Annotated in this window: 22 protein-coding genes and 2 pseudogenes; 12 read left to right on the forward strand and 12 right to left on the reverse strand. The window is 68.0% G+C overall.

Annotated features, from left to right (window positions below; all coding sequences use genetic code 11):
• Nucleotides 1–594 precede the first annotated feature (594 nt).
• The 3 genes from P8A20_RS00005 to P8A20_RS00015 all read right to left on the reverse strand — a co-directional run bounded on the left by P8A20_RS00005 (nt 595) and on the right by P8A20_RS00015 (nt 2,838).
• Nucleotides 595–816 carry a hypothetical protein gene (locus P8A20_RS00005; RefSeq protein ID WP_306102583.1) on the reverse strand — a complete coding sequence of 74 codons (222 nt, stop codon included), beginning with the start codon at nt 814–816 and terminating at the stop codon, nt 595–597.
• A gap of 61 nt (nt 817–877) precedes the next feature.
• On the reverse strand, nt 878–1,132 hold the full coding sequence (locus tag P8A20_RS00010) for a dTMP kinase (protein WP_306102584.1): 255 nt from the start codon (nt 1,130–1,132) through the stop codon (nt 878–880).
• A gap of 47 nt (nt 1,133–1,179) precedes the next feature.
• On the reverse strand, nt 1,180–2,838 hold the full coding sequence (locus tag P8A20_RS00015) for a hypothetical protein (RefSeq protein WP_147958256.1): 1,659 nt from the start codon (nt 2,836–2,838) through the stop codon (nt 1,180–1,182).
• A gap of 56 nt (nt 2,839–2,894) precedes the next feature.
• Between P8A20_RS00015 and P8A20_RS00020 the strand changes: the two are divergent.
• A pseudogene (locus P8A20_RS00020) lies at nt 2,895–3,325 on the forward strand (ATP-binding protein); the annotation flags it as partial.
• A gap of 103 nt (nt 3,326–3,428) precedes the next feature.
• Nucleotides 3,429–3,704: a hypothetical protein gene (locus P8A20_RS00025; RefSeq protein ID WP_187282066.1), complete on the forward strand. Its 276-nt coding sequence runs from the start codon at nt 3,429–3,431 to the stop codon at nt 3,702–3,704.
• 425 nt (nt 3,705–4,129) lie between these two features.
• On the opposite strand, the gene P8A20_RS00030 is transcribed toward P8A20_RS00025, so the two are convergent.
• The 4 genes and pseudogenes from P8A20_RS00030 to P8A20_RS00045 form a co-directional block, all read right to left on the reverse strand.
• Entirely contained in the window at nt 4,130–4,447 is a 318-nt protein-coding gene (locus tag P8A20_RS00030; protein ID WP_261988550.1) for a hypothetical protein, read from the reverse strand.
• A 45-nt stretch (nt 4,448–4,492) separates the two neighbouring features.
• A pseudogene (locus P8A20_RS00035) lies at nt 4,493–4,726 on the reverse strand (hypothetical protein); the annotation flags it as partial.
• Between the two features lie 219 nt (nt 4,727–4,945).
• Nucleotides 4,946–5,683, reverse strand: coding sequence for a helix-turn-helix domain-containing protein (locus tag P8A20_RS00040; protein ID WP_147958128.1), 738 nt, complete (start codon nt 5,681–5,683; stop codon nt 4,946–4,948).
• Entirely contained in the window at nt 5,674–5,952 is a 279-nt protein-coding gene (locus tag P8A20_RS00045) for a hypothetical protein (RefSeq protein ID WP_147958127.1), read from the reverse strand. The genes P8A20_RS00040 and P8A20_RS00045 overlap by 10 nt, the downstream gene beginning before the upstream one ends.
• 718 nt (nt 5,953–6,670) lie before the next feature.
• Between P8A20_RS00045 and P8A20_RS00050 the strand changes: the two genes are divergently transcribed.
• The 3 genes from P8A20_RS00050 to P8A20_RS00060 all read left to right on the forward strand — a co-directional run bounded on the left by P8A20_RS00050 (nt 6,671) and on the right by P8A20_RS00060 (nt 8,167).
• Nucleotides 6,671–7,204, forward strand: a complete 534-nt coding sequence (locus P8A20_RS00050; RefSeq protein WP_147958126.1) for a helix-turn-helix transcriptional regulator — start codon at nt 6,671–6,673, stop codon at nt 7,202–7,204.
• 19 nt (nt 7,205–7,223) lie between these two features.
• Entirely contained in the window at nt 7,224–7,379 is a 156-nt protein-coding gene (locus tag P8A20_RS00055; RefSeq protein ID WP_187282053.1) for a hypothetical protein, read from the forward strand.
• 635 nt (nt 7,380–8,014) lie between these two features.
• Nucleotides 8,015–8,167 carry a hypothetical protein gene (locus P8A20_RS00060; protein ID WP_187282052.1) on the forward strand — a complete coding sequence of 51 codons (153 nt, stop codon included), beginning with the start codon at nt 8,015–8,017 and terminating at the stop codon, nt 8,165–8,167.
• Nucleotides 8,168–8,228: 61 nt separating this feature from the next.
• On the opposite strand, the gene P8A20_RS00065 is transcribed toward P8A20_RS00060, so the two are convergent.
• A complete protein-coding gene (locus P8A20_RS00065; protein WP_306102585.1) occupies nt 8,229–8,879 on the reverse strand; it encodes a hypothetical protein in 651 nt (216 codons plus the stop codon).
• A 505-nt stretch (nt 8,880–9,384) separates the two neighbouring features.
• Between P8A20_RS00065 and P8A20_RS00070 the strand changes: the two genes are divergently transcribed.
• From P8A20_RS00070 to P8A20_RS00085, 5 genes are all read left to right on the forward strand, one after another.
• Nucleotides 9,385–9,828 (forward strand): hypothetical protein, encoded by a 444-nt coding sequence (locus P8A20_RS00070; RefSeq protein ID WP_147958124.1) that lies wholly within the window; start codon nt 9,385–9,387, stop codon nt 9,826–9,828.
• A gap of 9 nt (nt 9,829–9,837) precedes the next feature.
• Nucleotides 9,838–10,146 carry a hypothetical protein gene (locus tag P8A20_RS00075; RefSeq protein ID WP_147958123.1) on the forward strand — a complete coding sequence of 103 codons (309 nt, stop codon included), beginning with the start codon at nt 9,838–9,840 and terminating at the stop codon, nt 10,144–10,146.
• A 950-nt stretch (nt 10,147–11,096) separates the two neighbouring features.
• Nucleotides 11,097–12,311: an IS110 family RNA-guided transposase gene (locus P8A20_RS00080; RefSeq protein ID WP_306102586.1), complete on the forward strand. Its 1,215-nt coding sequence runs from the start codon at nt 11,097–11,099 to the stop codon at nt 12,309–12,311.
• A 264-nt stretch (nt 12,312–12,575) separates the two neighbouring features.
• The gene (locus tag P8A20_RS38585) at nt 12,576–12,812 is read left to right on the forward strand and encodes a helicase associated domain-containing protein (protein WP_327436344.1); all 237 of its coding nucleotides are present in this window, start codon (nt 12,576–12,578) and stop codon (nt 12,810–12,812) included.
• Between the two features lie 695 nt (nt 12,813–13,507).
• Nucleotides 13,508–13,873, forward strand: coding sequence for a hypothetical protein (locus P8A20_RS00085; RefSeq protein WP_147958121.1), 366 nt, complete (start codon nt 13,508–13,510; stop codon nt 13,871–13,873).
• Between the two features lie 50 nt (nt 13,874–13,923).
• Here P8A20_RS00085 and P8A20_RS00090 read toward each other — a convergent pair whose 3' ends face one another.
• On the reverse strand, nt 13,924–14,175 hold the full coding sequence (locus P8A20_RS00090; protein WP_306102587.1) for a hypothetical protein: 252 nt from the start codon (nt 14,173–14,175) through the stop codon (nt 13,924–13,926).
• A gap of 60 nt (nt 14,176–14,235) precedes the next feature.
• On the opposite strand from P8A20_RS00090, the gene P8A20_RS00095 reads away from it, so the two are divergent.
• Nucleotides 14,236–14,685, forward strand: coding sequence for a hypothetical protein (locus P8A20_RS00095; RefSeq protein WP_306102588.1), 450 nt, complete (start codon nt 14,236–14,238; stop codon nt 14,683–14,685).
• Here P8A20_RS00095 and P8A20_RS00100 read toward each other — a convergent pair.
• The 3 genes from P8A20_RS00100 to P8A20_RS00110 form a co-directional block, all read right to left on the reverse strand.
• Nucleotides 14,623–15,827, reverse strand: a protein-coding gene (locus P8A20_RS00100; protein WP_306102589.1) for an IS3 family transposase whose coding sequence is annotated in 2 segments (ribosomal slippage) — nt 14,623–15,536 and nt 15,536–15,827 — 1,206 coding nt in all. Because the reading frame shifts where the segments join, the coding sequence is not laid out codon by codon here. The two genes, P8A20_RS00095 and P8A20_RS00100, sit on opposite strands and share 63 nt — an antisense overlap.
• A gap of 140 nt (nt 15,828–15,967) precedes the next feature.
• The gene (locus tag P8A20_RS00105) at nt 15,968–16,543 is read right to left on the reverse strand and encodes a transcriptional regulator (RefSeq protein WP_147961704.1); all 576 of its coding nucleotides are present in this window, start codon (nt 16,541–16,543) and stop codon (nt 15,968–15,970) included.
• Nucleotides 16,543–18,108, reverse strand: a complete 1,566-nt coding sequence (locus P8A20_RS00110; RefSeq protein ID WP_306102590.1) for a helix-turn-helix domain-containing protein — start codon at nt 18,106–18,108, stop codon at nt 16,543–16,545. Before P8A20_RS00110 ends, P8A20_RS00105 begins: the two co-directional genes overlap by 1 nt.
• 160 nt (nt 18,109–18,268) lie before the next feature.
• Here P8A20_RS00110 and P8A20_RS00115 point away from each other — a divergent pair, with 160 nt between their 5' ends.
• A complete protein-coding gene (locus tag P8A20_RS00115) occupies nt 18,269–20,884 on the forward strand; it encodes a DEAD/DEAH box helicase (RefSeq protein WP_147961702.1) in 2,616 nt (871 codons plus the stop codon).
• The last annotated feature ends 81 nt before the right edge of the window (nt 20,885–20,965 follow it).

Raw genomic sequence — 20,965 nt, forward strand, 5'->3', positions numbered from 1 at the left:
ACCCTCAAGATTCACCGGTGGGCGCTGTTCGCCTCGCTGCTGGCACTCGCCCTGGGAATCCACCTCCTGACCACCACCCGCGTCACCAACACCGGACTGTGGTGGCTCCACCACTTCGGCATCACCGCCTGAACCCGCGCACCAGGTCGACGACCTGCTCGCCGCGGGCCTCCCCTCCACGCACCCTCCCGTCCGACAAGACAACTCCCGGAGCCCCTGGGCAAGGGGCAGCCAAGATGCAGGGCGCGGCAGCGCTGAGGGCCGAGCTTGAGCGTGTACGGCACGAGCACCCCCTGGCCGTGGCCCAGGCCGAGGGGCAGCACTGTGAGAGCAGCTGGCGGCGCGGGGGGCACATCGCGGACCTTGAGCGGGCTGAGGGCGTTAATGCCGGCGCCGGAGCGTCCGGTGCTCGGGCAGCCGTCGGTGCCGGGCCAGGCGCAGCCGGAGGGCGGATCCGCGGGAAACCTCGAGGAAGAGCCGGTGGGTGGGGAGCGGCGTTGGTGGGGGCATCGGGGCGACGGTGGGTCTGGACGCGGCGGAGGGCAGCACCTTGGGTGGGGCGCCGCCCTCCGCAGTTCTGGTATCGCGGGGGTATCAGGGGCGGTAACCGCCCTGGATGAGGCCGAGCGCGGCGGTGCGCAGTCGCGCCGTGGTGCGGCCGACTGACAGCCCTTCCTGGATGGTGGCGAGGGGTACGGCGTCGAGCTGAGTGCGGCCGGTTCGCGGAGGTGGGCTCGAATTTTCAGGACGTCCGTACGGTTTGAGGCCGTCGACGGTCGCCAATCGGATGCCCTCCAGGGGGCCGACGGCGTTCACCCGAGAGCCTGCTTTCAGAGGACCGTGACGTCGGCAAATGCGGGAAGCGTCGGCCTGGTCGTCACGATCCGCGCGGCAGGCGTGCCGTGTTCGGGGGCAGGGTGCGGCTGCCTGTGAGCAGCGCCGTGAGGTAGGCGGTGTGCGCGGTGAGCAGGGCGATGGCGCGGTCGGTTCCGCCCGGCAGGAACGGCAGCACGATCAGCGCGGGGACTGCGGCGGTCAGGGCGAGCAAGACGGCCGGAGTGAGGAGGGTGACCAGCAGGACGCGCTGGATCGCACCGAGTGCGGAGAGCGGGGGCAGGAACGGGATCGTCATGTCCCCCATGAAAAGCGGTGCTCTCTCGCTTTTAGTAATGGTCGGTGTCACATGTCAGTCCAGAAGCTCGGCGGGCGGTGGTCGAAGGCCGCGTTCCATGCTTCGCCCATCGAATGCTGGAGCAGCGTGGCCGTCGTCCGGTGGGCGTGGGTGGCCAGCCAGTGAACGATCTCCGGCCGGGTGCCTGCGACGACTTCGTGGGCGACCGGGCCGCCCGGCCACGGCCATGTCGCGGGGCTGGGGCTGAAGTGCACGCGGGCCCAGCGTGCGAGCCGGCGGAAGTCCGTGACGCTTCCGCTGTCCCTGGCCGCCTCGAGGCGGGCGCGGTAGAAGTCGTCGTGCAGGTGGTTCAGGACGTCGTTCATCGATTCCAGGGTCGCTACGCGGGCCTGTGCCATGAGGCTGCTGCGCTGTGCGGCGTCGATGTAGCCGAAGTTGTAGGCCTGCGAGGCGGGCAGCCGCAGGACGGCTGGGACCGGCATGAGATCGGCTTCTCCGTCGTCGCTCCAGTCGAGGAGCATCGCTTCGATGAAGGTGCTGGCCTGGGCGGGGGCGAGTTTTGCTGCGGCCGCGACAACCGGCTCGATGCCCTCCACCGGCCGCATCCGCCCGCCGTTTCCCCGGGTTAGTGGCCACACTCCCGGAGTCCCGCCGGAGGTGAAGACGAGCAGCCGGCCTGCCGCCACCCACCCGGCGTACGGCTCCATCAGTGCGGCGCCGTGCCCGCCGACGGCGCTGACGCGCCAGGTCGGTGGGGTGCGCACCAGCCACCCCGGCGGGAGGTTCATGCGCTCGGCCGCACGGCCGCGGTCGACCAGCCAGACCTCGAAGTCCTCAACCTCGACCGCGCGCTCGGCACGCCACACCGCGCCGCCGCCGCGGCCAGAGTCGTCCCAGTCTCCGATCCCCCGGCGCAGTTCCTCGCGGGTGGCGGCGTTCGCGTACCGGTAGTCCAGTCGCAGCTCCCGCCACTGTGCCCCCTGCTCGAAGAGTATCCGCTCCGCGGCGTCCCTTTCGGGGCCGGTCAGCAGCAGGCGGGCGATGTTGGCCGCCACCCAGAAGCGGACAGCGGAATGCCAGCCCGTCTCCCCCTCCAGCGCCGCGGCCACCCGCAGCAGACGGGAACTGGCTCCCGGCCCACCGGCAGATGCGCCGGTTGCGCTTCCGTCCTTGTCGGGGAACTCCGCCCGGGACACCGCCTCGTGGACCGCGAGTTCTGGTGCAGTGCTCGTCGCCGCCACCGCCAGGCCCCACAGGCCCCGGGCCGACCGGTGCCGCAGTACAGGCCGCAGGCCGTCGAGGTATGTGTCGGTGAACGGCTCGTGGACGGCGATGGCGGTCATCACCGCATCGGTCAGCTGACGGCTCTGGTAGTCGCGGTGAGCCCGCTGGAACTGGCCGGGCAGCCGCAACGACACCGTCCGGGCGCGGTCGGCCACCCCCGGATGCAGTCGGAGCCGCAGCGGCCCTCCGAACTCCGGGACCCACCGGTGCTTCCGTCTGCCAAGCGCCGGCGGGTAGCGCAGCACTGTGGAAATGTGCGTGAGGTGCATGTCCGGTTCGCGGTGCTCCTGCGCCTCTAGGTGTTCGTCGAGCAGCTGACGAACAGTCTCGTCCCTCGACAGGCCTCGGCGGACGGCGATGGCTTTCACCGCGGCAAGCGCACAGGCCGGAAGCCAGACATTCGTCTCCACATAAGTCGACACGCAGTAAGTATCCCGACGTCGATCGCCCCACGCCTATGAACCGGCCACGCCGCCCCGGCACCGGCGCGACGCACCTGCTGATCGGCCTCGGCACGGCGATCGCGGAGGCCGGCGGCCGCGTCCGCTACACGACCGCGGCGAACCTGGTGAACGAGCTGGCCGAGGCCGCCAGCGACAAGCAGCTGGCACGCACGATCAAGAAGTACGGGCGAGTCGACCTGCTCTGCCTGGACGAGCTCGGCTACGTCAAGCTCGACCGTCACGGCGCGGAGCTGCTGTTCCAGATCTTCACCGAGCGCGAGGAACGACATGCGATCGCCGTCGCGTCAACCGGCCGTTCACCGAGTGGGACCAGACCTTCACCGACAAGCGTCTCTGCCAGGCCATCGTCGACCGGCTCACCTTCGAGGCCCACATCATCGAGACCGGCACCCAGTCCTTCCGCCTCGCCAGCACCACCGCCAAGCGCAAAGCGGCGGCAGCCTGAGAACCTGCTGGCCGGGGGCAAAGGCTCGCACCTTCGCCCCCGAGCCTCGGCCTTCACGAACACGCAGCTGCATCGCCGAGTGCTCCACGACTACGCTGACGTCATGTCACCGTCAGACTGGACACGGCTCACCGAAGCGCGGGGACGGCGCCGACTGAGAATAATTTGCAGCCACGTCATCAGGCGTCCTGTCCTGATCATCGCCCTCGCAGGGCTGGCTTTCCTCATCAACAGATTCGGCAAAGACTTCCCCGCGCTCTACGGCATGACCCCCCTGGGCGCCGTTCTGATCTTCAGGAGCATGGGTCGCTACCGTGTGGCCGATCCGGCTGACGAAAGCGGCGATAAGCCCCAGGCTGAGGACACAACGGCCAACTGACCGACATCGGTCCCCTGCTGACAAATCCTGCGAGCCTCTTGCCCACGGACGGGCGCCAACAAGGCGCCCCCATGTCCGCATTCCTGTCAGGGGAAGCAGCCGGGCGGGCTCCGTGGGGCACACGCTACCGGCCGCCGCGGACCACGGGCCGCACCTGCACCACTCCGCCCCAGGACACCCGGGAAACGTCACCCGATCGAGGGTGGGGCCAGAACAACCCGATCTTCCCGCAGCCCTCCCACACCGTTCCCCCACACGGCTCAAAAGTGGGGCCAAAACAACTCGGCGGAGTGGGGCCAAAACTGCCCGGCGAAAACAACCATCACCCCGGGGGCTGAGCAGCCCCCGGGGAGGGGCTCAGGAACAGGCGCTCACCTTGTCGTTTATCGTCCGGCCTCGGTGGATGTGCGGGCAGTTAAGGACCTTCAGATCCAGTTTCCCCAGCCGAACGTGGCGATGTAGGCCCGGCGGACGGCGTCCCAGCCACGGCCGCTGCCGATGTGAATCACTGTCAGTGCGAGAAGGAACCAGGCTGTGAAAGCTCCAGCAACGATCAAGGTCCATCGAGGGCCGGAGAAGCTGGCGACCAGAATCAAGATGATGGCCGTCGCACCCAAGCCCATGTGGGCGGCCGGGAGATCCGAGCGCAGTGCCTCACGCACAAGGTGGCGTTCTGCCTGCACGTCACGGGTGTACTGAGAAGTCGAGCCTTCGCCGCTCTCCCGGTCAGAGCTGTGCTCCATGAGTAGGCCCCCTGTAGATCCGGCTGCGTCTGCAACCCGAGCAGCCTAATCAGTGCCGTGATCACTGCCATCATTAACCGTCCGCCGAGGCTTCGTCCCCTTCTTGTGGTGTGCGGGTCGGGTGTAGGACTCGCCGGTGGCAAGGACGCGTCCGACGTCGTATCGGGTGGCGGGCCGCTGATTCCTCGAGCCGAGCGGGCGGCCGGGGCCGGGGCGGGTGGGTTTTGGTGCACCGGCTGGAGTGCCCGTCTTCGCGTGCAGGGTTCTGAACCCGCGGCGAGACCACGCCCGCCCACCAACCACCACACCCACCACCCCATAGCCGGGCAGCCAGGTAGAAGAGGGGACAGGCTCTTGGAGAACCTCTGATCGCCCAGCTGCCGTGAGCCCTGGACCCAGTTGTCAGCGGTGAAGTTCAGGTCGCCCGCTGCCAGCGGCTTCACGCACGTGGGTCCGCACCGGCTAGAGATGCGGACCCACGTGCAGGACGGGTCGGCCTTAGGACTCCGTGGCGCCAGGCAGCCAGGGAACAACCTTCGGATTCTCCAGCGCTCTCAGCCGTCGCCAGACGAACACCCATGTCTCCAGGCTGGGACCGTCGACGCCGCACGCCCTCAGGAACGCGACGTACCGCTCATAGTCCGGCAGAGACTCGCCCCGCAACATGTCGCTGATCGTGCTGCGCCGCAGAACCGACTGGCTACGCCGCTCCAGCTCCCGCAGGGACGGGGTGCCACCCCAAACATGCACAGCCTTGAGCGCCAGGACCAACTCCTCAACGCTCGACGCACGAATTGGATCAGGCTGCCCGAACGCCGGCACCGGCTGCACAGACCGCTGGTGCCGACGCGCCTCCGGAAGGGTGATCGCCCTGGTCCCAGAGACGACGGTCTCGCCGCCGTCCATCGTCCGTACGACGAGCTTGGACGGTCTCTGGGACGCCTCATGGAGACGAAGGCCCTGGAGCTTTACGCGGGCCTCTTTCCCCATGCCGAGGGCCAGACAGATCATGTCCAGCTCGTCACGCCTCGGCACTCGCCGCCCCGTGAGCGTGTCGCTCACGCGGGATGAGGGCATACCAGCTGCGTCCGCGATGTCACGTACACCGAGCCGCTTGTCGCCCCTCACATTCATGTACTCGATCCACGCACGCAGAGCCTCGGCCACGGTGAACTTACTGAGGTCCGCGGTCTCCAGAACGTCCTCGAGGGAGGGGAAACGCTGGCCTATCGCCATGCGGGCTCACCTCCGGAGCGGAAGAGCTGCTTGACACCCCTGTACACGGCGGTGACGGCGACGATGAGGACGGCCACCAGCAGCTCGCCCGCGATCTCGCTCCCGTGCCCGGCGTGCCACATCCATCCGAGTGCAGCCGCGGTGACGGCGAGGGACACCATGATCACGATCTTGCGAACCCAGCCCACGGCCCGGCGGAAGCCGAACCCCCGGGCGGTCTTGGGCCCGACGATGCACCCGTGAGGTGCGGGCGAGGGGGTCAGGGGCATCGGGACGGGCTGCAGTACCCAGCCGGATCCCGGAATGGAACGCCACAAAGACGGCATGAACCACACTCCTGTCGCTCTTCAAGCCTGGACGGATGTGAAGCAGGGGGTTAGCGGGCCCCCAGGGCGCCGACGTCGGCGTCCCACTTTCAGATTGCCTCATCCGGACTGGCGGTTCCAAGCCCGTTTTTTCGCTTGCGCTGACGCCCGCAAGGTGCGTCAAAGGCGTTTCTATAGAACGCTCCTGACGAGGCATAGGGGGACTTCCGGGCAAAACGTGTGACCCCTTCGAAAGGTAAAGCTGCATTGCTGTCCGGAGAGGCGCTGAGGGTGTCCGGCGAATCAGATACCGGGAAGTCAGAAAGGGCCGTTCACGGCAGGGAATCCGTCCGGAGGTGTCCGGCACCGTCCGGAGGCGTCCAAAGGCGTCCGAGAACCAGGACTTTTAATTCCTTAGCCCGCACTCTGGTCTCCGAGCCCGCTTCACAGCCTGGACGGACTCGTGGAGGCGGCGTTTAGCGGCCCCACCTCCCATCAACATGATGAGCATCACACATGAGCGGTGGTTCGTACCCAGCGTACGGGCCGCCGCTCACGTCTGCGCCCAGGCCGTCGCGGCCAAGGCCCACCAAGGCTCGCCCGTCGCCACAACGCCCTTGGACGCTCCGGCGACGGTGCGTCAGCCTGAACCTGCGGCCTCTGCACGGGGAGGGTGGGACGCATGAGCTCGCGTCCGATGCTGACCCAGCGGAAGGCCGCCGCCGCGTGCGGTGTCAGCCGCACCACCATCCGTCGCCGCCGCGAAGCCGGCGACCTGCCCGGTGCCGTGCAGGACCCCGCCCGCGGCTGGGTGATCCCGGTCGACGACCTGCTCGCCGCAGGTCTCCCCTTCCACGCCCCGACCCCGCCCAACAAGACGGCTCCTGCCGCCCCTGGAGCCCCCGAGCAAGGGCCAGTCGAGGAGCAGAGCGCAGCGGCTCTGCGGGCCGAACTGGAGCGTGCACGGCACGAGCACGCCCTGGCCGAACACGGCCGCCTCGAGGCGCAGCACCTGCGGGAGCAGCTGGCGGCACGGGGCAAGCACATCGCGAACCTCCAGCGGGCGCTGAAGGCGTTGATGCCGACGCCGGAGCGCCCGGTGCTTGCGCAGCCGTCGGTGCCGGGGCAGGCGCAGCCGGAGGGCGGGTCCGTGGGGAGCATCGAGGAACAACCTGCGGCGAGCGGCGAGCAGCGCCGGTGGTGGAAGCGTAGGTAGCCGGACGAGGAAGTTGAACGTGCTGAATGCCGAGCACGGGTCCATCTTCCGCAAGTTGATCCATCCGTCGCTGCTCGAGTTCGGCCGCCGGGCGAAGGGGAAGCCCGGCATCGTGCAGAAGCAGCGGAGGAACGGAGAGCCCATGTTCGACATCGATGTCGCTATCGTGGCGTAGCGCTCGAACGCAGCAAGGGCACCACCTTCAGCAAGATGAACAAGCTGGATGTCTTCATTGGGTACGGCGAGCAAGCTGCAAGTCGGCGGCAAGATCGGGTGAAGCGGCTGTGCTTCATCTCCGAAGTGAAGTACGTCGACGGCCGGTCGTGAACGGCATCATCGCCGTGGCGGACATCGAGTTCATGTGCCTGCCGGAGAGCGTGGGCTGGGAAGACGCACGTCGTGCTGTGCCAGGGGGCACGTCTTCGCTACTGCCCTCCGGCACGAGTTCACCGTGGGTGGGAGCCCCTGGGCAAGTTTTCCCTCAGAGCTCTGACCTGCATAAAGGCTGTCAGTGGCGTGCTGTATGGGGGTGGGGCGGCCAACTGGTCTGCGATTAGTGGCGGGTCAAGTTTGTCGGTGCCGTTCCGTAAGGTGCTGCCAGGCCCCGGCAACGACCGAGGGAGACGCCGTACGGCGGCCGGCAAAGCAAGCCGTACAGCAGTCTCCCTCACGTCTGCCGATGGGTCCGTCCGATCCCGCTGTAGAGAGAAGAGGCCCATGACAGTCCCTGATGTACCCGGAATCGATTCCTCATTATCGGTTCCCGGAACGGCTTCTGACGGTACCCGAGAGCACTGTCACTCAAAGTTGATGGGTTGGACGATCCTGCTCATCGGCGTGCTGTCGATGGTCGGCGTCGTCGTCCTAGCCCTGTTCGACCGTCCGGAAGCCGCCGCCGCGCTCGGTTCCACCGCGGCGGCGGTGTGCACCGTCGGCGGCAGCCTGGCCATGCACCGCAGATAGCAGAAGCAGCGGAGGGCGGTACCCCACCCGGGGTGCCGCCCTCCGTCGTCCTGGTACTGCGTCAGGGGCGGTATCCGCCCTGGACGAGACCGAGCGCTGCGGTGCGCAGCTCGCTCGCCGTGGTGCGGCCGACCGACAGCTCTTCCTGGATCGTGGCGAGGGGTACGGCGTCGAGCTGGGTGTCCTGGCCGGCCGGGGTGGCGGCGAGGAGGAGTCGGGCGACGCGGCGTTCGGAGCGCTCGCGGGGGGGGGTGAGGCGGGCGTAGTCCTCGCGCTCCTGGGCGGCGGCCTCGATGCGGGCGGCCTGCTCGCGGAGCTGGGCGGTGCGCAGTTCCGTCTTGGCGGCCTCGTGCTCGGCCTGGGCCTGCTGGGCGCGCCGGTCGGCGCGCTGGTTCGCGGAGCTCCGCCTCGGCGGTGGTGCGGGCGGTCTCCCCGCGGAGCTGGGCGACGCGGAGCTCCGCCTGGGCGGCCTGCTCCTGCGCCTGGGCGGCGTCGCGGCGGGCGGCGACGGCCTCGGCCTGGGGCCTGGGCGGTGGCGGCGGTCGCCTGCGCGGCGGCCGTGCCGGTGCGGGCGGCGACCTGGTACTCCGCCTCCGCGATGTCGGGCCTCGCCGGTCAGGGCGGTGATGCGGTCCCGCTTCGCCTGCTCGCACTGGCGCTGCGCCTCCATGCGCTGGCGCTCCGCAGCGGACGTCCGGGCACGTGGCTGCATGGCAACTCGTCACGAGCATACGCACGAAACCCTGGGCGCACCCGGACAAAGCTTCACGTCCGGTCGCACAGGACTCTATGAAGAACGGCTGATTTAAGGCGGCACCTAAGGGCTGTCCCGTAATCCCTGGCGGGCGCACGACGACAGCTACGGCACCTCGCCGCGTTGTCGGAACGCACGAATACATCCAGTATGCGAGCGTCCCTCCGCCTTGCGATGCACCGCATCTGACGCCGTGCGCTGATCCACCACGGATTGCGGGACAGCCCTTAGGAGGGAACGTCAGGCCGCAGCGCTTCTCCCTTGTTCAACTCGGCTCGAAAATGGCTTGGACGGGTTGCGGAATCGACAGTTCTCGACAATCAAGTTCAGAATTCAATTGACGCCGCCTCGCACCTAACCGTTTGATTGCCGCATCCGAACCAGCACAGAGAATTCGATGCCAAAGGTGGAAAACATGCCCAGAGCCACTGTCACGCGTCTCCGTAGAGCATTAGTAGCCGCTATGAGCATTGCGCTCGCGGCCGGAATCACATCGACCGCGCAAGCTCAGACCACAGCCATCTCAGCTCTGACGAACTGGAATGTCTATTCAACGCATTTCGGGCCCAACGGGGAGGACGCCCCCCTCCGCTACGGCCGCGGCGACGTGGCGGGCTCAGCAGGCTTCGGGAAGCTTCACATCGAAGACAAGCACGCGAGTCAAATGGCCAGCTGGTCCATCATGAAGAGAGACATCGACAAGACGCTGGACAGGGGAACCTGCAGCACCACCGGCGCTTCGGGCAACCGCAAGACCACATGCGTCTTGAACAGCAACACCTTCTCCAACACACGAGCACGCCAAATGAAGGTGGTCTTCGCGCACCGAGTCGACTCGGACTCCAAGGATGGCCGCCCTGTAGGTATAATCACTGCCTACTACTCCATCTGCGGCTGCTTTCTGTAACGGGGGAACATGTCACTCCAGAAGCAGTACACGGAATACCTGAGGGAACTCGAAATCGACGTCAGGCAAGGAATCAACGATTCTTTGACCTCAGAAAAATACGGCACCCTCAATTCCCTGAACTTCCACGAAGACGATCAAGGCGTCTGGCTTGAGGCATCAGTTCAACTGAGGAACATCGAGACTCCCTGGATGTTTCGCCGTGTCGTAGTTCGACCAGATGGCCCTCTCGACAGCCCGCTCATGGCCTCAACCCTCCTCAGCACGGCCATGGTTGAGGACCTGGACACACTCCCATGGCCACCAGCCAGCGCCTGACCGACAAACAGCCAGGGAAGCTTTCTCGCAGCAAGTGGAAGCCACCACAGTAAGCACGCCGCCGTGATCGACAGCGGCCCATCAAGCGCTCCATGCCGACTCGGCCGGCAGTGGGGCGGAGGGCGGCGAGGCAGCTTCTCCGTAACAGCTGAAGCTGGCCAGCCTCCCCCGATCCGGCAAAAACGCGCAGGATGCCGCTGTCGGACTACCACTCGAGATGCCTGAGCGCCGACGACAAGATGCGGTAGCGGCCATCACCCCGCTGGGACGACGCCTACCGACAGGGCCTGAACCGCGGCTGCCGAAAAGCACCTCGGGAGCAGGATGTCGTCGGCGTCTGCAGAGCGGCGCCCGGGCAGGTGCCAGTCAACGCGAACGGCTTGCTGGCCCTCTCGTCGGCGGGCCCCCGTCGACACGTCCGCCAATCGCCCTGCACCTCCTGCTGATCGGGACTGGTGCGCCCCGCAGGAGACGGAATAGGCGGAAGCAGAGGAACCCCCGCGCTACACGAGCGCGTGCACCGGCCCACCTCTGGGGGCTCGCGCGTCGCGACCTCATCGCCCTGGCGATGAACGGTTCTTGCTGGACGCGGGTGTGCCGTGACCGCCATTCGTCCCGCGCCACGCCTGGGCGCCAGCCAAGCGCTGAGGTAGTGCAGGGCCGGTCGTTTTCTAGTCGTTCGCCCCCCCGTTATGTTTTTCGCGGTCCTGCAATGGGGCCGCTGGCCTCCGGGCCCGGTATGACTGTGTCCCCTCTGTCGAACAGATGACCTGGGGGGGTGGTGTCGCCGGGTCCGTGGGGTGCCGTCGGAGACGCTGATGAGAGACCCGGCCACCGCCCGGTCCGGCGCAATGCCGGGCAGTACGCGGGCGGCAGGTCTGCATAACGTGGATGCGCGAGCACGGTGCCATTGCCGAGGCCGGCAGGAGCAACCACCTGGGAAGGGTGCGATGTTAGACACCGATGGCGTGGGCGTCTTCCTCGGGATGGACGTCGGCAAGTCCGCCCATCATGGCCACGGCCTGACTCCGGCGGGCAAGAAGATCTTCGACAAGCCGATGCCCAACAGCGAACCGAAACTGCGGGCCGTCTTCGACAAGCTCAAGGCCAAGTTCGGCACCGTGCTGGTGATCGTCGACCAGCCCGCATCGATCGGGGCTCTGCCGCTGACCGTCGCCCGAGACGCGGGCTGCGAGGTCGCCTACCTGCCCGGACTTGCCATGCGGCGGATCGCCGATCTGTATCCGGGCGAGGCGAAAACGGATGCGAAGGACGCGGCGGTGATCGCGGACGCGGCCCGGACGATGCCGCACATCCTGCGTTCGCTGGAGCTGACCGACGAGATCACCGCCGAGCTTACGGTGCTGACCGGCTTCGACCAGGACCTCGCCGCCGAGGCCACCCGCACCAGCAACCGGATACGCGGCCTGCTCACCCAGTTCCATCCCAGCCTCGAACGCGCGCTCGGCCCGCGGCTGGACCACCCCGCCGTCACCTGGCTCCTTGAGCGCCACGGATCCCCGGCCGCTTTGAGGAAAGCCGGCCGCTGCCGGCTCGTCGAGCTGATCCGGCCCAAGGCTCCGCGGATGGCACAGAGGCTGATCGATGACGTCTTCGACGCCCTCGTCGAGCAGACCGTCATCGTTCCCGGCACTGGCACCCTCGACATCGTGATCCCGTCCCTGGCCGCCTCGCTCGCTGCTGTCCACGACCAACGCAGGGCACCCGAAGCCCAGATCAGCACCCTGCTGGAGGCCCACCCTCTTCACCAGGTCCTGACCTCGATGCCGGGCGTCGGCGTCAGGACCGCCGCCGTTCTGCTGGTCACCGTCGGCGACGGCACCGGCTTTCCAAGTGCCGCCCACCTCGCCTCCGACGCCGGCCTCGCACCCACGACGAAATCGTCGGGGACCTCGATCCACGGCGAACACGCACCACGCGGCGGAAACCGGCAGCTCAAACGCGCGATGTTCCTCTCCGCCTTCGCCTGCATGAACGCCGCCCCGGCATCACGCGCCTACTACAACCGGCAAAGAGCCCGCGGCAAAACGCACACCCAGGCACTCCTGCGACTCGCCCGCCAACGCATCAGCGTGCTGTTCGCCATGCTCCGAGACGGCACCCTCTACGAATCCAGAACCCCCACCATCACCCCCGCTGCCTGACCACCCCAACCACACGCAAACCAGGCACCACGTCCTTGACGAAGGACATAGAGACCCCCCGCAATCGACCCGTGGTGGAACCCGCCCTGGAAGAGCGAGTGGCAGCGCAACTACTACCGCGCCCGCAACCACATCGAAGCGGGCGAACCGTACGACCCCGCCGCCCGTATCCCCGCACCGAGCACCGTCCTGGGCAGCTGGATCACCCGGGCGTGCCTCCAGTACAACCAGCTCCACCCCGACCAGCAGCGCCTGCTGAACGCCATCGGTGTCACCGCTCAGACAGCCGAACAGTGGCCGCCCAGCCCCCGGCCCCACGCCGAAGCCCTCGTCCGCGCCCGTACCTGGGCTGGCCAACACGGCTACCTCTGCCCGCCGATCAAGACCGTCCACGACGGCTTCCCCCTCGGCGAATGGCTCAACAGGCAGCGCGAGCTCGCGAAGAAGCGCAGCAGCCCCTCCCCCACCCAGCAGGCCCTCGCCGTGATCGATCCCTGGTAGAACCCGCCCTGGCCGATCCTGTGGCAACGCGCCTACCACCACGCCCTCGAACATCCCCGCCACCCGGCAGCCCGCAACTGGATCCATAACCAGCAACGCGGCTGGCTCCTCCTCCACCCCCGCCAACAACACCCCCTCACCACAGCCGAACTCGTCAACGTCTGAACTCCCCCTCCGGTCAGTACCGGCACCTTCCGACTCGGGTCGGTTGGCCCTCAACCAGCCTGGGTTGGAGCGAACTTCGGACGTAATCTGCCCGAAGAGGTCTCAGACGGCGGCGTGATGACCGATACTGGTGGGCAGGTCTGGCGTGCCCGCACGAGGATGCGCGAGGCCGAAGAGCAGAAGAAAAGGCGGCGCGGAAAAGGTTAATGAACCGGCTTAAGTGCTTTATCAGCATTCTTTTTGTTAAGAACGCTATATAGTCCACCCTGCCCAAAAAGCCGAAGAAAACCTCCGCTAAAACCGCCGAACAAATCCTTTAAAAAACCCTGCGGGACCAGCGCTCCGGTCTCCCAAGGGGCTGACAGGTATGCCGCAAAACAGCACCGGCCCGCCCTACGTCGGCGCCGGTCTTCGGCATGCCCTGACACCACGGCACACCAGTGCCGCCTCTCCCCGTCCCAGCCGTCCACGCACGGCTCGTTCAGGCATGAGGCGGCCCAGCCGTCACGTGCTGGAAGGGCATCCACGCGATGAACTCGTCCTCCCTTACCCCTATCTCCGGCCTCCTGGCCGGACTCCCCGCCGTCCTCGCCGGCGCTCTGGGCGGCGCACCCTGGTGGGCAGTCGGAGTGATCGTCATCGCGGCATACCTCGCCGTCCCCCTCACCAGCCTGATCCTCGACCACAAACGACAGCGAAAAGGAAACATCGTCGACGAGAAATTCGCCGCCACCCTCGACCAGATAACAGACCCCGAGAAAAGAATCCAAGCCATCATCAGCTACCGGCAAGCCACAGCCCCCGCCACTACTCCCCAGCCACCACCCGACCCGCCACCAGGAGCACTACCGCCCGCCGGCCCAGATAGTGGCAGCCAGTCACCAGCGCCCGCATAGACGATAAGGAGTAGGCTTCCACGCTGGCTTCATGACCGGAGCCGATCTGTCTACCAGCCGGTGAGACTGTCGTCGTGGCCGTCGAGACGGTCCAGTTGGATGTCGCCCTCGAGGGTAAGCAGGTAGGGCTGGTGGGCACCCATATCGGCGAGCAGGTCGGCGGCAAGGGCGTAGGCCGTAACGACGGCCTCACGCTTGTCGGTGGCGAGAGCGGTTAGGTTCGCGAGGTTCTGTGCCGGAGTTCTCGGGATTGGTCCGACGGAGCCGTGCTGGAAGTGGCGCTCGGAGACGACAAGACGCACGGGAGTGATGCCGCGGAAAACCTGGGCGCCCGGGGCGGCCGGTCGCGTCTAATGGCGCCCATGACCCCATCACCTTCTGCCTTGTGGCGCTTCATCGACAAGGACGATGCCACCGCGCTGACGCTCGTCATCGACACTCCGGCCGGGGTCTACACCCGCCGTGTCCCGCCGGCGCTGCCTCTGGCCCCGGGCGTTGAGCACGGCCCCGCGGCGGAACAGGCGGCCCATCATGCCGCGGCGGCCTGGGGTCTGCCCGACTTCATCTTCCGCCAGGCCGCCCACACCCAGAAAGGATCAGGCCTCCGTGAACTCGGTGACTGCCTGCTGCTGGCCGGCCATCGAGGTGCGGTCGTGCAGGTCAAGGCCCGCACCATCGCGCCCAAGGACGACACCGCAGAAGCCGCCTGGATCAAGAAGGGGGCCTTGACCCCGAATCCTGAACACGGGTTATGCGGCTTGTGGCAGCGTAGTTGGTGTGCGGTGGAGGGCGTTCTCGAAGGCGATGGGTGATCGTTGTCCGAGGCGGGAGTGTCGGCGTCGGGTGTTGTAGCGGTGGAGCCATCGGAAGGCGTCGAGTCGGGCCTCGCGCTCGGTCGGCCAGCTTTTTCGTCCTTGCAGGGTCTCGCGTTTGAAGGTCGCGTTGAAGGATTCGGCGAGTGCGTTGTCCGCGCTGGACCCGACCGCGCTCATGCTTCGCCGCACCCCTGCTGACCTGCAGGCTTCGGCGAAAATTTTGCTCGTGTACTGAGCTCCGTGGTCGGTGTGCATGATCGATCCGGCGAGACTGCCGCGGGTGCGGATCGCTGCGGTCAGGGCGTCGGTGACGAGGTCCGCGCGCATGTGGTCGGCGATCGCCCAGCCGGCCAGACGGCGTGATGCGAGGTCGATGACGGTCGCCAGGTAGCAGAACTTCCCGTCCTCGATGGGCAGGTAGGTGATGTCGCCGACGTACTTCGTGTTCGGCTGGCCTGCGGTGAAGTCGCGGCCGATCAGGTCCGGGGCCTTGGCGGCGGCCAGGTCGGAGACGGTGGTGCGGTGCCGGCGGCGCAACCGGATTCCTTCGATCCCGGACGCCCGCATGATCCGGGCGACGCGCTTGTGGTTGACCGCGACACCGTTCTCCTCGCGGAGCTCGGCGGTGATCCTCGGGGCTCCGTAGGTGCCGTCCGATTCCTGGTGCACCGCCCGTACCCGGGCGGCCAGGCGGGCGTCGGCCACCTGCCGGGCGGCCCGGTCCACAGCCGTCCGCCGCCAGCAGTAGAAGCTCGAGCGGCTGACACCGAGGATGCTGCAGAGCCGCTTCACGCCGTGACGGCGCTGGAGGTCGGCGACACACTGGAAGCGGTTCACCAGCGCGTCTCCCCGGCGAAATACTTCGCCGCTTTGCGCAGGATCTCCCGTTCCTCCTCCAGCTCACGGACCTTCTTCCGCAAGGCGGCGTTCTCCGCCTCCAGCGGTGCCGGCGGCAGGCCTGGTTCCTGTGTCCGCCGCCCTCGGGGACGGCTCACCCCGGCTGCCCGGACCCAGCTCCGCAGCGTCTCCGGGTTGATCCCCAGATCGGCTGCGACCGACCTGATCGTCGCTTCCGGCCGCGACTCGTACAGCGCGACCGCGTCCGCCTTGAACTGCGGCGGGTAGTTCTTCATGACCACGAGATGTCCGTTCTCAGATCCTCAGGATCCAGTGTCTCGTGTGTCCAACATCCGGGGTCAAGGCCCCCCTGGCTACGATGTAGAACGCCCCCGGCAGCTGCAATGCCGGAGGGCGGGATGCTGTCGCTCGTCCGCGGTTCTCAGGCGGCCCAGCCGACCGAGGAGACGTTGCTGTACGCGTCGTACTCGGAGCCGAGGTCCTCGATGATGATGTCCCAGACCGCGTCGAGCTCGTCGACGTCGTCGTTTGTCCAGGCGTCGACGGCGCGGTCCCAGACGCCGCGCACGGTGAGGCTGCGGCTGGACAGGTCCCGCTGGTGCTTGCCCTCCACGCGGGACTGGTCCACGGGGTTGATCTCGACACGCGTTCCGCGCCCGTGATTGTTGAGGCGCTTCTTCAGGTCGGCGGCGACGTTGCGGCGGCGCAGGTCCCAGTACGCGGCATCCAGCCGCGACCGGTTCGCCTTGTTCGGGATCCGCTCCTCGGCCAGCCAGGCCATCAGGGTCCGCGGGGAGACATGGACCCCGGCACGGTCCATCGCCTCGTATCCGGCGTCGGTCTTGGTGAGGTAGTTCAGGCGTGCGGCGAGACCGCGCTCACTCTCCACGGACGAGGCGATGCCGGTGACCATGCGCTCGATCGCGACGCCGAGGGCATCGGCCCCGGGCAGGCCCCGGGCGTTGTACATGCCGAGGTCCATCCAGCGGCCGGCCATCAGCGGGCCACCGTGCCCACGGTGTACTCACCGGAGGCTTTGGCGTCGCCGTGCTTGACCTTCATCTGGGCCACGCCCCGCCCCTCGGGGAACACGGCGCGCCAGTCGCCGGTCAGGTGGAGTTCGTCGGTGCCCATCATCGCGACGACGGCCAGACCGGCCTGGTGAGCCTTGTAGGCCTTGCCCCACAGGTTCGCGTAGGCCTGGGAGTGGATGATGTGCATCCAGTCGGGGCGGACCATCTCGCGGTTGTGGATCGACTCCCCCATGGTGCTGATGAACTTCGAGTACATGGCCTTGACGTACTCCAGCGTCAGCGTGTCCCGGTTCTCGATCGCCTCGTCACGCGCGGCCGACAGCAGCTTGCGCAGCGCGTCCAGGAAGTTCTCCGTCGCGCCGGAGGTCCACGACTCGTGGATGACGGGGGCGTCGGTCAGCCCGTACTTGGGGCCGGAGAGGCGCTGCAGGAGCCGTAGCGTGCTGTTGGTGACCCAGAGGGCGCCGGGTTCGTCGCGGTCGCCGATCGGGTCCGGAAGGTGCGGGTGGGCCCACTCGGCGGGGGTGATCAGGTGGACGCCGGAGCGCTTCGGGTCGACACCATCCGAGCCTGTGCTGTGCTCCAGCTTCCCGATCGGCAGCCAGCACTTGAGCGCCGACAGGTAGGCCGCGTTCACGTCCAAGGCGGTGACCTTGACGTCCCCGGGGGCCCGCAGCGAGTAGCCGGGGTGGTGGAACTTGGGGCGGGCCTCCCAGATCTGGTCCGGGTCCTTCTTGCTGGGCTTCTTCAGGATGTCGGGCAGGGCCGGGTAGGCGGTGTAGTCGTAACGGGCGGTCGCGCGTGTCTCGTTGAACAGGTGCATCACATCGGGAATCGCCCGCTTGATCAGCGCCTTCAACGCAGCTTCCTCATCCCCACCGGCACGCTCCGCTTCCTCCTGGACCGCGCGGGCAATCAGGGCCGTGGTGTCAGCCTGAGCACGGGCCGCGCTGCGGGCGCGGCGCTCCGGCCGGCCGGGCACCGGCGCCGGAGCCGGTGAGGCAGGTGCCGCCGGGGCGGCGGCCGGTGCTGCTGCCGCCGTCGGACTGGCGGCAGCAGCAGCGGCCTGTGGGGCGGCGGGCTGGCACAGGCCGCCGGAGTGCAGCGGGCGCCCGTCAGTCGATTGATAGGCCGTCTCGATACCGCAGCGGATACACGGGCCGGGGTCGCCCTCGATGGCACGCCCGTCCAGGCCGCGCAGCGTCTCCGGGGCCGCGGCGAACGCGGGCGGGAACGGGGCGGAATCCGCGGTGGGTTCGAGGGTAGCTGCGGGTGCGGAGGTGGCCGGGTAGATCTCGGCCAAGCCCTTGAGCAGCTTCAGGTACGGCAGGCGCCCGGGCGGCGTCGGATCACTGTGACCCGTCTCCCAGTTGGCAACCGTGGTCCGCCCGACACCGACCGCCGCTGCGACCTGCGCGCGGGACAGGCTCGCGGCCTCCCGCAGACGCTGACGCTCGGCCGGGGACGGCATCGACGCGTTCAGCCGTGCTTCCTCAAGCAGCGCTTCCACCCTGTTCTCCTGACTCATATCGCGACCCTAGCGCATTTGGACGACTTCCGGCGCCAGATTGGACGTCCAGTGAACAATTCTTGTCTGTGTGCGCTACGGTCGTCATCAGCACATCGGAACGGCGACGCGGGGGCAACGGCGTCCGGTGCTTGGGACGCCGTTGTTCTCGGGAGTGGGCATGCAGGGTGTTATCTCGCTTCGGCCGCATCAGGTCGAGGCCGTGGACTCGATCATCGAAGGCCTGACCCTCCCCCTGGACGGCACGGTGCCGGCTGCGGGGCGGCGCGGGCAGGTGCACATGTCGACCGGATCGGGCAAAACGATCACAGCGGCCGTGGCCGCGCTGCGGATGGTTCCCAGGGGGGTGGTCGGCGTCCTGGTCCCGACCCTGGATCTCCTCACCCAGACCGTGGAGGCCTGGCGGGCGGTCGGGCATAAGGCTCCGGCCGTCGCGGTGTGCAGCCTAGGCGCCGATCCGCTGCTGGAAGCACTCGATGTGCGGTGCACGACCAACCCCACCCAACTCGCCCTCTGGACCGGCCATAACGGTCCCATGCTCGTGTTCGCGACGTACGCCAGCCTGTCCCCGCAGGGGCTCGTCGACGACCAGGGCGACGAGGAGAACGGCGCCGCGCCGGGCGCCCTGGAACGCGCACTGCGCGGCTCCTACGGCCAGACCATGCGCCCCTTCGACCTCCTGGTCGTCGACGAGGCCCACAGAACTTCGGGTGATCTTGGTAAGGCGTGGGCGTCCGTGCATAACCAGGCGCGGATCCCTGCGGTGCGGCGCCTGTACATGACGGCCACCCCCCGGCTGTGGGAAGCGGCGCCCGGAAGTGCCGGCGCGGACGAAACCGGCGGGCGCCTGGTCGCCTCCATGGACGACGTCGATCTCTACGGCAACGTGCTGTTCGAGTTCGGACTGATGGAAAGCGTCGAGCGTGGCGTCCTGGCCCGCTTCGAGATCGACGTCCTGGAGATCCGGGACCCACAGGCACCCGGGCCCGACGCGTCGGTGGAGGAGCGGCGCGGCCGGTGCCTCGCCGCGCTGCAAGAGGCGCTGCTCAAGCACGCGGACGAGTCGGGCGTGCGGTCGTTCATGACGTTCCACTCTCGGACCCTGGACGCCATGGCCTTTGCGCGTGCGCTGCCGGAGACGGCGGCCGAGCTCCACGCGACCGACCCCGTGACCTATCCGGGGCGGGTCGGTGCGGAGTGGCTGTCCGGCGAGCACCCCGCCACGCACCGCCGCACTGTGCTGGGCAGGTTCGCGGACGGCATCGACGCAGAGGGGTGGGTCACCGACCTCGGTGTCCTCTCCAGCTGCCGGGTCCTCGGCGAGGGCGTCGACATCAGGGGCAAGCGCGGCGTCGGCGCCGTGGTGTTCGCCGACACCCGCAGCTCCCCCGTGGAGATCGTGCAGATCATCGGGCGGGGCCTGCGCCAGGACCCCGGCGAAGGAAAGATCAGCCGCATCATTGTGCCGGTGTTCCTGGAGCCCGGCGAGGACCCCTCCGACATGATGGCGTCCGCCAGTTACCGCAGCCTCGTAGCGGTGCTCCAGGGCCTGCGTGCGCATGACGCCCGGGTCATCGAGCGCCTGGCCCTGCCCACCACCACGGCCCGGGGGAAGGCGACGTCCGTCGTCGCGCTCGATCCCGACCGCGAGGACACCGAGGACTGCCAGGAGCACGACGCCGACCAGAACCAGGAGCAGACCGCCACGGCCCCGGCCGGGACCGAGCACGACACGGCGGGGACCTCCGACGAGGACGAGACCGGCACCGACGCGGACGAGGAGGAACACCCGGGCGCCGGAGTCCCGTTGCTGCGGTTCTCCCTCCCCCGGGATCCGGGGACCGTCGCACTGTTCCTGCGAACCCGCGTCCTGCACCCCGACTCCGAAATCTGGCTCACCGGCTACAACGCCCTGCGCCACTGGGTAGCCAAGCACGGCAACGCCGAGGTGCCGCTGGACGAGGTGGTGGAACTCGGTGAAGACCGCATCCCCTATGCGCTGGGCGCATGGGTCAGCGAGCAGCGCCGCGCCTTCCGCCTCGGCACGCTCAAGGCATGGCGGGCCGAGCTGCTGAACGAACTCGGGATGGTGTGGTCGGTCGCGGACGCCGGATTCTGGAAAAACCTCACCGCGGCCCGTACCTACTACGCGGTGCACGGCACCCTCGCCGCCCCGAAGGACACCGTGGTCGAAGGAGTGGCGGTCGGTCAGTGGCTCGCCAACCTCCGCAAGGCCGGCGGGCTCGGCACGGACCAGGAACGGGCCGGGGAACGGCGGGCCGCGCTGGAAGCCATCGACCCGGAATGGTGCCCCGAGTGGTCGGTGGAGTGGCAGCGCCACTACGCCACCGCCCGCGCACTGCTGGCCGAGGAAGGCGGGCTGACCAAGGTTCTGCCCGGCGTCCTCGTCCACGGCTACGACGTCGGCGCATGGATCAACCGGCAAGGCGAACACGCGGTGTGGACCAAACTGCTACCCGAGCAGCACAAGCGGCTGGAAGCGCTCGGGCTGACTCCTCTGCCCGCAGTGCCGGCCAGGAAGACGGCGTCCACGGCCGGGGCGTTCGAGCGAGGTGTCCTCGCACTGGAGCAGTACCGGGCCCGCACCGGCACCGTGACCGTCCCCCGAACCCACATCGAAACCGTCGTCGTCGACGGCCAGGAGCACGGGGTGAAGCTGGGTGTATTCCTCACGAACAGCAAGACCCGCAGGGCCAAGATGACCGCCGACAAACTCGCCGTCCTCGCCGCCCTCGGACTGGACTGGGCAGCCTGACCACGGATGCTGATGAAGGCCCGCACCCAATCGGGCGGTTTCTAGCGGTCGTTGCAACACGTTCGTAGTGGTGTACCGACG

The organism is Streptomyces sp. Alt3 (genome assembly GCF_030719215.1).
GTDB lineage: Bacteria > Actinomycetota > Actinomycetes > Streptomycetales > Streptomycetaceae > Streptomyces > Streptomyces glycanivorans.

Excerpts from the sequence above, each read along its gene's own strand:
- P8A20_RS00010 (WP_306102584.1), bottom strand. The coding sequence starts at position 1,132 with ATGACGATCCCGTTCCTGCCCCCGCTCTCCGCACTCGGTGCGATCCAG.
- P8A20_RS00025 (WP_187282066.1), top strand. The coding sequence starts at position 3,429 with ATGTCACCGTCAGACTGGACACGGCTCACCGAAGCGCGGGGACGGCGC.
- P8A20_RS00030 (WP_261988550.1), bottom strand. The coding sequence starts at position 4,447 with ATGGAGCACAGCTCTGACCGGGAGAGCGGCGAAGGCTCGACTTCTCAG.
- P8A20_RS00040 (WP_147958128.1), bottom strand. The coding sequence starts at position 5,683 with ATGGCGATAGGCCAGCGTTTCCCCTCCCTCGAGGACGTTCTGGAGACC.
- P8A20_RS00045 (WP_147958127.1), bottom strand. The coding sequence starts at position 5,952 with ATGCCCCTGACCCCCTCGCCCGCACCTCACGGGTGCATCGTCGGGCCC.
- P8A20_RS00050 (WP_147958126.1), top strand. The coding sequence starts at position 6,671 with ATGAGCTCGCGTCCGATGCTGACCCAGCGGAAGGCCGCCGCCGCGTGC.
- P8A20_RS00060 (WP_187282052.1), top strand. The coding sequence starts at position 8,015 with ATGGGTTGGACGATCCTGCTCATCGGCGTGCTGTCGATGGTCGGCGTC.
- P8A20_RS00065 (WP_306102585.1), bottom strand. The coding sequence starts at position 8,879 with ATGCAGCCACGTGCCCGGACGTCCGCTGCGGAGCGCCAGCGCATGGAG.
- P8A20_RS00070 (WP_147958124.1), top strand. The coding sequence starts at position 9,385 with ATGAGCATTGCGCTCGCGGCCGGAATCACATCGACCGCGCAAGCTCAG.
- P8A20_RS00075 (WP_147958123.1), top strand. The coding sequence starts at position 9,838 with ATGTCACTCCAGAAGCAGTACACGGAATACCTGAGGGAACTCGAAATC.
- P8A20_RS00080 (WP_306102586.1), top strand. The coding sequence starts at position 11,097 with ATGTTAGACACCGATGGCGTGGGCGTCTTCCTCGGGATGGACGTCGGC.
- P8A20_RS00085 (WP_147958121.1), top strand. The coding sequence starts at position 13,508 with ATGAACTCGTCCTCCCTTACCCCTATCTCCGGCCTCCTGGCCGGACTC.
- P8A20_RS00095 (WP_306102588.1), top strand. The coding sequence starts at position 14,236 with ATGACCCCATCACCTTCTGCCTTGTGGCGCTTCATCGACAAGGACGAT.
- P8A20_RS00105 (WP_147961704.1), bottom strand. The coding sequence starts at position 16,543 with ATGGCCGGCCGCTGGATGGACCTCGGCATGTACAACGCCCGGGGCCTG.
- P8A20_RS00110 (WP_306102590.1), bottom strand. The coding sequence starts at position 18,108 with ATGAGTCAGGAGAACAGGGTGGAAGCGCTGCTTGAGGAAGCACGGCTG.
- P8A20_RS00115 (WP_147961702.1), top strand. The coding sequence starts at position 18,269 with ATGCAGGGTGTTATCTCGCTTCGGCCGCATCAGGTCGAGGCCGTGGAC.